Source organism: Bacillus sp. FJAT-42315 (assembly GCF_002797375.1).
Classification (GTDB): domain Bacteria; phylum Bacillota; class Bacilli; order Bacillales; family Domibacillaceae; genus Bacillus_CE.
This window is the reverse complement of the sequence record NZ_KZ454941.1, coordinates 2,767,697-2,781,135: the sequence shown is the minus strand read 5'-3', so window position 1 is coordinate 2,781,135 and position 13,439 is coordinate 2,767,697. Positions and strand designations below refer to the sequence as shown.

Annotated in this window: 13 protein-coding genes and 1 tRNA gene; 12 read left to right on the top strand and 2 right to left on the bottom strand. The window is 40.0% G+C overall.

What is annotated here, in order from left to right:
* Positions 1-6: 6 nt before the first annotated feature.
* The 3 genes from CEF22_RS13630 (at position 7) to CEF22_RS13620 (ending at position 3,229) form a co-directional block, all read left to right on the top strand.
* Positions 7-810, top strand: a complete 804-nt coding sequence (locus tag CEF22_RS13630) for an ABC transporter ATP-binding protein (RefSeq protein WP_100403292.1) — start codon at positions 7-9, stop codon at positions 808-810.
* Positions 807-1,481, top strand: coding sequence for a hypothetical protein (locus CEF22_RS13625; RefSeq protein WP_100403291.1), 675 nt, complete (start codon positions 807-809; stop codon positions 1,479-1,481). The genes CEF22_RS13630 and CEF22_RS13625 overlap by 4 nt, the downstream gene beginning before the upstream one ends.
* A gap of 83 nt (positions 1,482-1,564) precedes the next feature.
* Positions 1,565-3,229: an ABC1 kinase family protein gene (locus CEF22_RS13620; RefSeq protein WP_157843237.1), complete on the top strand. Its 1,665-nt coding sequence runs from the start codon at positions 1,565-1,567 to the stop codon at positions 3,227-3,229.
* Positions 3,230-3,274: 45 nt separating this feature from the next.
* Here the strand turns inward: CEF22_RS13620 and CEF22_RS13615 are convergent.
* Positions 3,275-3,347, bottom strand: a tRNA-Val gene (locus tag CEF22_RS13615).
* 324 nt (positions 3,348-3,671) lie between these two features.
* Between CEF22_RS13615 and CEF22_RS13610 the strand changes: the two genes are divergently transcribed.
* Both CEF22_RS13610 and CEF22_RS13605 read left to right on the top strand, forming a co-directional pair.
* Complete coding sequence (locus tag CEF22_RS13610) at positions 3,672-4,040, top strand: hypothetical protein (RefSeq protein WP_095479814.1); 369 nt, start codon at positions 3,672-3,674, stop codon at positions 4,038-4,040.
* 124 nt (positions 4,041-4,164) lie between these two features.
* Positions 4,165-4,548: a universal stress protein gene (locus CEF22_RS13605; protein ID WP_157843236.1), complete on the top strand. Its 384-nt coding sequence runs from the start codon at positions 4,165-4,167 to the stop codon at positions 4,546-4,548.
* A 233-nt stretch (positions 4,549-4,781) separates the two neighbouring features.
* Here CEF22_RS13605 and CEF22_RS13600 read toward each other — a convergent pair whose 3' ends face one another.
* The gene (locus CEF22_RS13600; protein WP_100403288.1) at positions 4,782-5,126 is read right to left on the bottom strand and encodes a hypothetical protein; all 345 of its coding nucleotides are present in this window, start codon (positions 5,124-5,126) and stop codon (positions 4,782-4,784) included.
* A gap of 66 nt (positions 5,127-5,192) precedes the next feature.
* On the opposite strand from CEF22_RS13600, the gene CEF22_RS13595 reads away from it, so the two are divergent.
* The 7 genes from CEF22_RS13595 (at position 5,193) to CEF22_RS13560 (ending at position 13,315) form a co-directional block, all read left to right on the top strand.
* Positions 5,193-5,588, top strand: coding sequence for a cupin domain-containing protein (locus CEF22_RS13595; protein WP_232726126.1), 396 nt, complete (start codon positions 5,193-5,195; stop codon positions 5,586-5,588).
* A gap of 167 nt (positions 5,589-5,755) precedes the next feature.
* Positions 5,756-6,010: a hypothetical protein gene (locus tag CEF22_RS13590; protein ID WP_100403287.1), complete on the top strand. Its 255-nt coding sequence runs from the start codon at positions 5,756-5,758 to the stop codon at positions 6,008-6,010.
* Entirely contained in the window at positions 6,000-6,386 is a 387-nt protein-coding gene (locus CEF22_RS13585) for a retropepsin-like aspartic protease (protein WP_095479808.1), read from the top strand. The genes CEF22_RS13590 and CEF22_RS13585 overlap by 11 nt, the downstream gene beginning before the upstream one ends.
* A 103-nt stretch (positions 6,387-6,489) precedes the next feature.
* Positions 6,490-7,251 (top strand): SDR family NAD(P)-dependent oxidoreductase, encoded by a 762-nt coding sequence (locus CEF22_RS13580; protein WP_100403286.1) that lies wholly within the window; start codon positions 6,490-6,492, stop codon positions 7,249-7,251.
* Between the two features lie 79 nt (positions 7,252-7,330).
* Positions 7,331-8,368: a nicotinate-nucleotide--dimethylbenzimidazole phosphoribosyltransferase gene (cobT, locus tag CEF22_RS13575; RefSeq protein WP_100403285.1), complete on the top strand. Its 1,038-nt coding sequence runs from the start codon at positions 7,331-7,333 to the stop codon at positions 8,366-8,368.
* Between the two features lie 297 nt (positions 8,369-8,665).
* Positions 8,666-9,931, top strand: a complete 1,266-nt coding sequence (eutH, locus tag CEF22_RS13565) for an ethanolamine utilization protein EutH (RefSeq protein WP_095479804.1) — start codon at positions 8,666-8,668, stop codon at positions 9,929-9,931.
* Between the two features lie 156 nt (positions 9,932-10,087).
* Complete coding sequence (locus tag CEF22_RS13560) at positions 10,088-13,315, top strand: winged helix-turn-helix domain-containing protein (RefSeq protein ID WP_100403283.1); 3,228 nt, start codon at positions 10,088-10,090, stop codon at positions 13,313-13,315.
* The last annotated feature ends 124 nt before the right edge of the window (positions 13,316-13,439 follow it).

Sequence of the window (13,439 nt, the reverse complement as noted above, 5' to 3'; positions counted from 1 at the left end):
CAAAAGATGATGATCGAGGCGATTCAAGCCAATATTACTCGAAATGGACAACCGATTTTATCTCAGATCGATGTGAAGATTACGAAAGGGATGTCCGTTGTCGTAACGGGTGCCAATGGTTCAGGGAAAAGCTCGTTGATTAAGTTATTAGCGGGTATGTATGAGCCAGAGCAGGGGAGCGTCAACAGAAGTTTTCAATCGTATGCTTACGTGCCAGAACATTTTCCTGAGCATTTGCCGTTTACCGTTGAAAAGTATTTGAATTTAATGATGGAGATGGGAAGAGGTGTGGATAAAGCGAAGCTCGATTCATACATAGATCTTTTCCAGCTACAACCTTTTTTGCATACATCGCTTAAGAAATGCTCAAAAGGGACGAAGCAAAAGGCAGGAATCATTCAAGCATTAATGAAAGAATCCGCTGTGCTTTTCCTTGATGAACCATTTACTGGACTAGATGAATCAATATGCGAGACAGTAGTGGAGGTACTACTTGAATTAAAAGGAAAGAAAACGATGGTGTTTGTGTTACATGAAGAACAGCTTGTTCAAAAGCTAGCCACACATCGAGCCAAGTTGGAAAATGGTCGTTTAGTGGATTTCTCTCCCATACAGCTGGCCAACCCGAGTCTACATATCACTTTTTCTACAAAACAACCTTTGTCCAAAAGCCTGCAACAAAAGGTGAAACAGGTATCGGACGAAAAAATGAAACTAACGGTGGCAGAGGCAGAATCAGATTTTGTCTTAACAGAGCTGTTGAAGCAAGGTGCTCACATTCTTGAAGTGAAAGAGGGGGAGAATGAATGAAATCATTGATAAAATATCAGCTCCTGTCCTTTTTTTACTCACTTCAATGGATTGCACCAGTTGTTTTATACATTTGTTGGATTTTCACTCAATATTATTATCAAGGTTTACCGATTACTGAGAGCTTCTCTATTTCTGCTCTGTTTTTATTTCCCACGATGGTGTGGGTTTCAATGAAGCTGTTTTCCTTGGAAAAAGGTAGTGAAAAATCGATTTTGCTATCGTATGTACAGAAAAAGCAATCGTTTCTTTATGGAAAAATGATCGTTATTGTGATCATCGGCTTGTTGTTAATGGGTGTATCCTTTAGCACTCCACTCATTCTCCGTACCTTTACTGAATCATTAACGATACAGCATATTGGAGCTTTCCTATATAGCCATCTGCTCTTTTTATTCTTTGGCTTGTGGATCGGTGGGCTATTTAGTGTGACAGACCTTGCCGGGAAGAAATATTCATGGGTCGCCGCAGCCTTTTTCACATGCGCATCGATCGTTGGCGAATCTTTAATGGAAGATTTGCCGTCAGTTCTTAAATGGCTCGTTTATTTGTTGCCGCCAGTGTCCGTCGTTGAAGCGGATGTGACGGGAAATATGTGGGCTGTTGTGTATGTAGGTTGTTCTTTATTATTGCTTGTCGTCCTATTTTTAAGGAAAGAGCGGATAGGTTGAGGAGTTTTTTATATTTTAGCGTGGCTTTCATTCGCAGTTTCATGGAATAATTGCTATCATTTGAAAAAATGGAGGGGGAGTTTATGACAACTTGGAATGCATTAACAAGGCTTCCTGAAATCATCACCATCTTGATGAGGCACGGTTTTACCGGCTATTTAAAAGATCTCGGATTAAGTGAAAAAATTCCGTTTCATAAGCGGGGAACAACAGAAGAAAAGAAAGAGCATGTCAAAGGAGAAGAACTGCGAGCGGCATTTGAGGAACTAGGACCAACGTTTATGAAGCTCGGTCAATTTATAAGTACGCGGACGGACATTCTTTCATCGGAGTGGACAGTGCCTTTGTCTAAGCTGCAAAGTAATGCACCTCCGATTCCTTTTGACGACATTAAACAAATTATCGAATTCGAATCAGGCGGTCCGCTCGAAAGTTCTTTTATCGAATTTGATGAAACGCCCATTGGCACTGCTTCCCTCGGTCAAGTTCATCGCGCGGTCCTATATTCAGGAGAACAAGTAGCAGTCAAAGTTCGCAGACCACATATCGAAATGGTCGTGAACCAAGACATTCAAGTGCTACGTCATTTAGCGGCGATTGCCGAGAAAAATTCAAGCTTAGCGCGGCAATTTAGCTTGAGAGAAACGATCGATGAGTTTGCGTCCTCTTTGTTAAAAGAAATGAACTATCGATTAGAAGCGGCTGAAGCATTGAGTGTGAAAGCACAAATTGACAACGAGTGGATATATGTCCCGGCAATCTTTCCAGACTACACAAGCGAGCGAGTTCTTGTGATGGAACTAGTAGAGGGTAAAAAATTAACATCAGAAACGATCCATCAACTTAGTTCACAAAGGAGAAAAGAATTAGCGGAAGCCCTAGCGGAATCGGTGCTAGCACAAGTGTATGTGAAAGGCGTGTTCCATGCCGACCCCCATCCAGGAAACTTAATTTTATTAAAAAATGAAACGCTTGCCTTAATTGATTTTGGCAATACGGGACGTCTTTCTGAAGAAATGAAACAATTGTTAGCAGAATGCCTGTTTTCTTTAAATGATCGCGACTCAGTATCATTATCACTCGCTATTCAATCGTTGGGGGCTAATCGGGAAGTTGATACGAAAGCGATGCGTCGCGACCTTGATACTTGGATGAACACATATTTAGATCGCGCTTTACAAGAAGTAAAAATGGGGACGATGTTCCAAGAACTATTTGCACTGGCTGCTAAACACGGCATCCGAGTTCCACGCGAATTTATCCAAGTCGGCCAAGCTTTTTTAAAGGTAGAGCAAACGGTCTCCGCACTAGACCCTGACATCCGCTTCAATGTTATTTTAAAAGATACCGGCGAACGACTCATGTGGGAACAATTGCATCCGAAGCGGCTACTAAGGGAAACACGCAAACTGACTCGCCAAGTCCAACTATCCGCCCGCAAACTGCCAACCGTCCTTAACGAGACAATAAGAAAATGGGAAAACGGCGAGCCGCACTTGCAAATGAACATCAAACCAGACGATGATATGATGAGTCGCATCGAACGCATCGCCCATATGCTCATACTGAGTATTATGATGCTTGCCTTTAGCATTATCATTGCCGGTGTGATCATCGGCATCAAAATCAGTGGGGATAACTCACAGCTAACTAACGTGTACACCTTTCAAATCGTCCTATCCATCGCTTTTTTGATTACCATCTTATTTTTAATTACGATTTATATGATGTGGCGAAAGAAGAAATGAAAAAAAGGCATCAATCCCAATCGAGGATTGATGCCTTTTAACGTATGATTCCGACTGGGTTCGAACCAGCGACCTCTACCCTGTCAAGGTAGCGCTCTCCCAGCTGAGCTACGGAATCGTTTAACTGACAAGTATCATTTTATGAAAATTGCGAAGGAAAGTCAATGGTTTTTAGAAAAAATTTTCGATTCATGATGAATTAAGTATCATTTGATTGATATGTTTCATTCTTGCTTGTCGCATGAAATGTTAAGTTTTTTTAAATGTGACCAATTCGTTAAAAATTATGACAATAGTCCCTCAATTATTTTATATAATAGTATTATAATATTAGTTGTGTAGAGGGTTAAGGTGGTAATCATTAGAAAAAAGGGTATTTAATACTGGTAATATATGATTAAAATCAAGAAATAGGTAAATAATTTTTAGGGGGAGAATTGCTTTGGAGTTAAAGCATTTAATAATTGAGATTAATCGAAGTGTGGATGAGTTAGACTATGTTAAAGCTAGAAAGTATATTGAAGATAATATGGAAGTGTTGGAAGGAAATAGAACTAGCTTGAAAAGCAATGCTAGAGAAATTATGAAGTTTGTCAAAGAGAGGGTTAATTCAGGGATTGAGCCTATTTCTCGACAAGAGTTAGCGATTATACAGGCGGTTAACACATACGCTAATAAATTCGATTTGCGAGGAATTAAGACTGTTTTGAGAGATAAAGCAAAAGTATTTCAACGTGAGGATATTATTGATTTTCTAAATAGCGATGCTAAAACAATTTTAGAAAGTTTAGGTGTTATTAAGAAGCATTAATGAAAAGTCGACTAAAGAGTTGGCTTTTTTTTATTTAGCAATTTTAAAGAAAGAGCCTTTTCTTGCTACTAGAAGGCGAAAAAACTAAGATGGAGTTATGAATCAGATAATGGAGGGAACTCAAGTGGCGAAAACAATTATTGTACCAGTAGACGGCTCCGATGCAGCGTTGAAAGTAATCCCCTATGCAACCGAACTAGCTCAAGCATATGGAGATGATCTTCTATTGCTCAACATTCAAGCAACATTAAAAGAGTTAGGGATGCCAGCGATTACAAAAGCAAGTAGCATGATTGACCATAGTGAATATACCGTTGCTACAAAAATTAGAGTCGGTATTCCAGCAATAGAAATCGTTACAGAAGCACATGACCCAAACGTTCGATGTGTCGTCATGGCGATCGGAAAAGGACACCAAGAAGAAATAGGAAGCGTTAGCAAGCAAGTATTAGAACTGGCAACATGCCCGGTGATGTTAGTGCCTGAACATGCGGAAAATAGAAAGTGAGAGATAAAGAGATCGTTTTGAAAACCTGTTGCTTAGTTGGTAGGCAGCGGGTTTATTAAGTGTGTTCAAAAAAGTCGAAGAAATCGCTCGTAAAGTCAAAGAAACAGCTAGAAAGTCGAAGAACCTGCTCGTAAGGTGAAAGAAACGGCTAGAAAGTCGAAGAATCTGCTCGTAAGGTGAAAGAAGCAGCCAGAAAATCAATGAAAACTGACTTTCTGGACAGCTCCATCGTGTCATTTTTGTCTGAAATTTGGCTTGATTTTTATAGAAGTGTTTGCGCTAGCTGATATAGCTAATAAGTCCATTAAATATTTAGTGTTTGATTGTTGGTCACTAAGCTTTGCCTTTTCTGATGAAATTTCAATTTTAGATTCTTTTATTTCTGAAATTAATATTTTTGAGCCATCTTGCTTAATGATGTATTGCCTAATATAACCGTTTTCTCTTCGGGTTTCAAATTTCCCCTTTTTTCCTTTCCCATCTTTATCTTCTGGTAGTTTAAAATCTTCGAGTGTATAGGATTTGTTTTCGTTTCTTGAGTTTTTGTAGGACATAGAATCGATATTTCCGATTTTCATTTTGATTTCACCTCCTAATTATTTGTATCGGTAATATTTGGTGGATTTTGAGGCGTGTGTTGATTTATGATGGAATGGAAGGATTTAGAGTTAATCGATTTTTCTATCCTTGATGTAACAACATTGATTATTAAAACTTTAAAAAATGGGGGAAGATTAATTATGAAAATTGTTCATACACCGAATCATTTAGAGGCAAAAAATAAGCATGTGGAGAAATGTATTCAGTTTAATGAAACAAACGTGTTGAACATTCAATTAAAAGCCAATGAATTCATCCCAGAACACGACTTCAATGGCAATGTTTTAGTCATTGTCAGAAAAGGAAAAGTCCTTTTTGATGTAGAAGGCGAACAAGTAGAATTAACAAATGAGAATGTATTACAAATCGCTCCTCTCGAAAAACATGGATTGAAGGCGTTGGAGGATTCTGATATTTTGGTTGTTAAAACTTTGAGTTGAGTTTTTGGGGAAGGGATAGCGCAAGGTTTTATTGTAAAATTTGTTAAAGAGAGCGTTACCTTGACAGGGGAGAGGTCGTTAGTTCGTTCGAATCTAGTGGGTTGTTCTTTTTTTCTTTTTATTGGTAATGCTATAATAAAGCTAAAGAACAAGTTGAGGTGATCGAAATGGAATGGAAGGAAGTACGTTCATTGTATCCGAATCAATTTGTGAAATTGCAGGTGTTGAAATCTCGTTTAGATGGTAATCAGGAATTCATCGAAGATATAGCTGTTATTGGCACGGTCTCTGACGATAATGCGACTCTTGAGTTATTGCAGTCAAAAGGTGATCAACTTGTTTATCATACGAGTCACGAGGAGATTATTCTAAAAGTTCGTGGAGCTATTGGCTTACGAGGAAAAATGCGTTATGCAGATTGAGTATCGTGATGGTTTATTATTTACATCAATGGTGATTGTTTATCGAGGGAAGTCTAAGCTTATTGACAATATGGTTATTGATACAGGGGCAGCTAAAACATTGATTTCTCAAAATGTCGTAGAGGATATTGATCTTCGAGTAGAGATGGGAGATCATGTTGTTACGTATTATGGAATTGGTGGAAAAGAGCATGCTTTTACCAAACAAATTGACTCTATTTTTTTAGGGACGTTTCATAAAAGAGAGTATGAAATTGATTTTAGTGGAATGGATTATGAAGGTATCAATGGTTTATTAGGATTAGATATATTACTAGATGCTGGGTTTACGTTAGATTTAGAGAGATTAGAAATGTATCAAACTGGACAAAAATAAAGTCTGTTCCTTCATTCACAAGGAATCAGGCTTTTTTTACTTAGCTCCTTCCCTCCAAAAGGTTATAATAAATCCATCATCAAAATCTCTAGGAGGTTATTCAATGGATCTACAACTACAAGGAAAAAACGTTCTAATCACTGGCGGCTCTAAAGGAATCGGCAAGGCGATTGCTGAGGTGTTTTTGGCTGAGGGAGCGAATGTGTCGATTGCCGCTCGTGGGCTAGAGGCATTAGAGCAGGCGAAAGAGGAGCTTGGTGAGAACGTCGCTATTTATGCAGCGGATTTGACGAAGGCAGATGAGCGGGGAAAGTTGATGTCGTCTTTTATTGCTGAACATGGAACGATGGATGTGCTGGTTAATAATGCAGGTGGCAGCAACGGCGGTAAAGCGATGGAGACGGAGATGGATTTGTTTTATGAGGCGATGGAGCTGAATTATTTTTCAGCCGTTCATTTAAGTAAGTTAGCGGTGGTACATATGAAGCAAGCAGGCGCTGGGTCGATTGTGAACATTACGTCGATTTTTGGAAGAGAGAGCGGGGGCAAGGCGACGTATAATAATGCGAAATCGGCGTTGATTAGTTTTACGAAGTCGTTGGCCGATGAAGTGATTGCGGATGGTATTCGAGTTAATAGCATTGCGCCGGGGAGTGTTTTGCATGAAACGGGCAATTGGAAAAAGCGGTTAGAGGCAGATCCGGAGGGAATTCGAACGTTTGTGGACAATGAGATTCCAGCGGGGCGTTTCGGTACACCGGAAGAAGTGGCAAATGTGGCTGTTTTTCTTGCATCTGAAAAAGCATCTTGGATTGTCGGAGCGAGTATTAATGTCGATGGTGGTCAATCGCGAATGAATTTTTAAAATTATGTATTTTTCGAAAAAACGATAACTGGTATGATGATTATATTCGATATTTTCATCAGGAAAGAGAGGAATACAGATGTTAAAACAGCAAATTTCTCCATTGAATAAAGAGGTTGGTCAGCAAGTGGCCGCTTATATTGATACGTTAACGAAGCCGAAAGGGAGTCTTGGTCGTTTAGAAGAGTTGGCGATTCAGCTCGCTGAAATGACAGGACAGTCTTTTCCAGAGGTGACGCCACCGGGAGTGATCGTGTTTACGGCGGATCATGGGATTGCGAAGGAAGGTGTGTCAGCTTTTCCACAGGAAGTCACGGTCCAAATGGTGAGTAATTTAGTGCATGGCGGAGCAGCGATTAATGTGTTTAGTCGACAAATAGGAGCGATTTCTAAAGTGGTCGATGTCGGAGTTGCGGGTGATGTGAAGGAAGCAGAGGTCTTGAATCGAAAAGTTCGCTATGGAACAGGTAATTTTTCAAAGGAACTAGCGATGACAAGAGCAGAAGCGCAGCAAGCGTTAGAAGTTGGTTATGCAGAAGCGGTCGATTTAATTGAAAAAGGGATTAAATGTTTAATTGTTGGTGAAGTAGGTATTGCGAATACAACGACGAGTAGTGCAATTTTAGCGAGTATTACCCAGTGTGATCCTGCTTCGATTGTCGGACATGGGACAGGCATTACGACGGAGCAATTGAAGCATAAAGCTGAGGTGATTGAGCGAGCGCTTGCTTTTCATCAACCTAATGCTGAGGACGGCTTAGATATTTTATCAAAAGTGGGCGGTTTGGAAATTGCGGCGATGGCTGGAGCGATGATGGCGGCGGCTGAGCATCGGATTCCAATTTTACTAGATGGATTTATTTGTTCGACAGCGGCGTGTGTGGCGAAATTAATGGAGCCGTTAGTTGCGGATTATATGATTTTATCTCATCATTCGGTTGAACCCGGACATGTGCAAGCGATGGATTATTTACAAAAACAGCCGTTGTTGCAGTTAAATATGAGATTAGGAGAGGGAACAGGAGCGGCTGTTGCTTTTCCAATTTTGCAATCGGCGACGTTGATGGTGAAGGAAATGGCGACCTTTACTTCGGCGAATGTGTCGAATATAGAGTAAAAGAAGAAGGGGACATGCGTAATTTGTTTATGCATGTCCCTTTTATTCATACTAAAGGCTTGTACAAAAGTGCAAGCTTTTTTGTTTTGTCGTTTATTCATTTCGAAATGAATTATGATCATTTGCATAAAGGGAAATTTCTATCAGGATCTTGTTTTTTCTGTTTTTTATGGGAAAAACAAGGATTTAAAGGGATTTTAAAGTTAAATTTGTCTATTTTTCAAAAATGGCATAAATGTTGCAAATATTTTTAAAATTTAATATTGACATAATTTATTTTAGGAAGGGTTGTGCTATATGGAGAACTTGGGGACTTATGTTATTTATGTGATTATGGCTTTTGCGATCCTAGGGGCGTTTGCAGCAATTCGTAATGAAGAAGAAGGAATGGGAAAAGAGTTTATGGAAGGGATCTACACGATTGGTCCGATCTTTATTCCGATTGCGGCGACGTTAGCTTCGATTCCTTATTTATCAAAGTTTATTGAATTCGCTTTTGGTCCGCTTTTTTCAGCGATTGGTGCGGACCCAGCGATGGCAGCGACTACGTTCATTTCTAGTGATATGGGTGGGTATCAGCTTGCCGATGTGTTAGCAAGTGATCGGGAAAATTGGATTATTGCTACGGTGAACGGCATTATTATGGGACCTCATATTATTTTTACGATTCCAGTGGCACTGGCGATGTTGCAAAAACGTGATCATAAATATTTAGCGCTTGGGATGATGTCGGGGGTGCTTACTGTTCCAATTAGTGTGTTTATTACAACGAGCATTTTGGCATTAACGGATGCGAAAATACGAGATACGATTAGCACAACAGCAGATTCGACGTATCAGTTGTCGATGTCGATCAGTACGATTTTAATTAATCTTCTGCCGTTAATAGCTGTTGGGGTGTTTATCGCTATTGGGCTACGGATGTTCCCTAATGCGATGATTAAAGGATTTATGGCGATTGGCTGGTTTATGAGAACAGCAATGATCTTAATTCTTGTTTGTTCGATTGTTGAATATTTTACAGGTGTGTTTTCGACGATATTCGGGGGCTGGGGCTTCGATCCGATTATTGCGGATGCCGAGGATCAGTTTAGGGGATTAGAGATTGCTGGATATATCGGCATTATGCTCGCTGGGGCGTTTCCGATGGTGTATGCGATTCAAAAATATTTGGCGAAGCCGCTTGAATTTTTCGGTAAGAAATTGGGTTTGAGTAGTATAGGAAGTGCTGGAGTGATCGCTGCAACAGCCAATCCACTTGCTTTGTTTAAAATTATTCAAGACATGCCAGCAAAAGACAAAGTATTAACGATTGCCTATGCGATTAGCGGAGGTTGGATGATTGGGGACCAGTTAGCGTTTCCGGCAAACTTCCAACCAACGATTATTATTCCGGTGATGCTAGGAAAATTTCTGGGGGCGATTTTAGCGATTATGCTAGCGTATCGTATTTCTGTCCCAAAAGCGTTAGAGCTTGAGAGAATAGAGAAGCTAGATGAGGTAGCAAATCAGAATAAAGGGAAAGTGAATGAGAATCAATCTTCTCTTGAAGCAACAAGTTAATAAGAAACGCCAAAAATCGATAATAAACGATAAAATCACAGCAAATATAAGGGGGATTAATGGGAAATTCCCAACTTTAGACTCGAGTTATTTCGAGTCTTTTTTTAGTTTCCGCATGATAAAATATTGACATAATTATGAAAAAAGGAGGATGTCATGTCTATTCCAATTATGAAGACGAAGTTAATGGTTCCAACGGTTCATGGAGATTTTATTCGATTGGCAAGACTGTTTAAAAAGCTGAAAACTATATCAGATTATCCGTTAACATTGATTCATGCCAGTGCTGGTTATGGCAAAAGTACAGGGCTTGCGTTGTACGCGCAAGATGAGAATGAAAGATGTTGTTGGTATACGGTTTCCGCTATGGATGATGACATGATCCCGTTTTTAACTTATTTGGTTCATGCGGTACGGTCAAAGTTTCCGATGTTTGGAGATGAGTTATTACAGTATATGGATCAAATGGATCGCTACATACGTGAGGATGAGCTGAATGCTCTTTGCTCGTTGTTTATTAATGAGGTGGTTTCATTACAGGAGGAGCTAGTAATTATTCTGGATGACTTTCATCAAGTGGAACATTCGATGATGATTAATCGCTGGATGGAGAAAATGATTGAGCACCGTCCTCATCAGCTTCATATCGTAATCGCCAGCAGAAGTCGTCCGAGCTGGCATGTGCTGACGAAAATGAAAGTGAGTGGACAATTGTTAGAGATTAGTCAGAAGGATTTAAAACTGACGATGGAAGAAATGGAATTACTATTTACAGAGTTTTATCATGTGTCGTTAACAGAAAGAGAGTTACAGCAAATTTATGAGTGGACAGAAGGCTGGGTCATTGCATTAGGGATGATGGCGCAGCATTTGGCGGAAAACGGTGATTTAACGAATGTATCTAGTCAAGCATCATACTCCCTGCAAGAGTTGTTTCAATACTTGTTGTTTGAGGTATTCTCTAAACAACCGTCCATGATCCAACAATTTTTGGAGCAGACCTGTATTTTTGAAGTGGTTTCTGAACAGAAATGCACGCATATACTAGGCATTCCTTATTCAGGAGCGATGCTTGAGGAGTTGACAAGTAAAAATTTATTTATCCAAAAAATTGGTGAGGATAAGTACAAATATCATGCCTTGTTTCGCGAGTTTTTAGAGAAGCAATTTCGGACGAAGCAGCCGGAGCGGTATGAGCTGTTACAGAAGCAAATTGCTTGTTTTTTTGAACAAAATGGGCAGTGGGAGCAAGCGTTAATTTTTTATAAAAAATTAAATAAGCTAGAGTCGATGGCGGCGATCTTAAATAAATATGGGTTTGCAATGTTGCAAAGCGGCAAGCTTGAAGGGCTTTATGATTGGCTTTCGCTTATTCCAGACACCGAATTAAATGTTTATTATAAGCTTTGGCATTTAAAAGGAGAGGTGCTTCGCTATCGATCAGCCTATCAAGAAGCGGAGTACTGTTATGATCAAGCGATTATTTATGCCGAAACACAGCAGGACTATCTTGAAAAAAGTCGGGCGTTAGAAGGGAAAGCGCGCATTTATTTAGACACGATTCAGCCTTACCATGCGGAGCGTCTGTTGTATCAAGCGATTGATTTAAGGGAAAAAAATGAGGAAAGTACGACAGAAGAGATTGCGGAGTTGTATCAGCTTCTGGCTGAAAATTTAATCAATGCTGGAAAGGCTTCCAAAGCGGAGAAGTGGATTCAGCGAGCAAAAGCGTTAAATGTGCCGATAAAAGATCGTCATTTAGAGGCGCGTTTATATTTACGGACTGGCCGATTTAAACGTGCAAAAGAGATGTTAACGGAAACGCAACTAGCGATAGACATCGATGAGAAAAAAGAGTTGCCGCAGTCTCATCGGGAAACGGAGTTATTGCTGTCGTTAATTGCTTCATTCACTGGAGACGGGAAACAAGCGAAGGAGCTAGCTCAAGATTCGATTGATCTTGGTTTACATGTGGAAGCGCCTTTTGTGGAAGCGTGTGGATGGATTCGCATGGGTCATGCCGTACAGCTCACAGATCAACATGAGCTTTCTTTAGCGAAGCAGTGTTATGAAACATCTCTGCAAATGATGGACGATCTCCATGTGAGCCGTGGAAAAGCTGAGCCTCAAATGGGATTATGTCTTTTGTTTGGGCGAAGCGGAGAGTATGAACGAGCAATCGAAGCGGGAAGAAGTGCTCTGAAGGAAACGGAGAACGTACATGATGTGTGGCTATCAGCCCTCATTACGTTAAGTATGGGACTTGCGGCTATTTATAATCGTCGAATAGAGGATGCGATCGACTTTTTGAAAAAGGCAGAGCAACTGGCTCGTCTAACGGAAGATGACTATATTAAGATGTTTTGTCATTTCTGGCAAGCGGTTATTTATTATGAACGAGCGGAGAACGAATTATTTATTAAACATTTCTCGCCATTTATGAAGCTCGTTCAACTGCGAGATTATGAATTTATTTTTTATCATCGAACGATGTTTGGACCGCTCGATTTGCAATTATTTCCTCACTTATTTGTAGAGGCTACTAAGCAAAATATCTATCCTGATTATATTGCGAGGCTGCTGCACCGAATGGGGTTAGCGAAGCTGCAATCTCATCCTGGATATACGCTGCGTGTACAAGCTCTTGGCCCTTTCCGTATTTGGCTTGGGGATAAAGAGGTGGAAGAGCGTCAATGGCAGCGTGGCAAGGCAAAAGAGTTATTCCAGTTGTTTATTACTCATCATAAACAGCTACTACCGAAAGAAGAAATTTTTCAAAAGCTATGGCCAGATCAAGATGAAGTCAGCTGTTCCCGGGATTTTAAGGTAGCATTAAATGCTGTGAATAATGTATTAGAGCCACAAAGAAAGGCCCGTTCAGCGTCATTTTTTATTAAACGGGAAGGCACAACCTATGGTCTTAATCCAGATGCTGTGCTTGAAATGGATGTGACTCAATTTGAGCAGTGGATTGAAATGGGATTAGAAGAAGGAGATAAAGAAAAAGCATTATCGTGCTTAGAAAAGGGAATGAAATACTATAATGGCGACTTTTTAGCCGAGCGCCGTTATGATGAATGGTGCAGCAGTGAACGAGAACGTTTGCTCATCTACTATTTGCGAGGAGCCGAAAAGCTGGCTCAGCTCGCTGTTCGCAACGAAAACTACGAAGCAGCTATTCAATGGTGTGAAAAAATTATTGAGCGAGATGAAACTTGGGAAGAGGCGTATCGCTTACTGATGTACAGCTATTATCGAAAAAATAATCGGCCACAAGCGATTAAATGGTACCAAAGATGTAATCAAATTTTGGAAGAAGAACTGGGCGTTCGCCCGCTCGAACCAACGCTATATATGTATCAAATGATAATGGAAGCGAAATAAAGTGATGTTAAACCCGCATTTTTTTGCGGGTTTATTAGTGTTGATCGGTAACTTTAATTTTTAGAAAAATCAGAAAATAAAACTTTTGGTCTATTGCTGAACAGAATAACACCTCTTTATAATA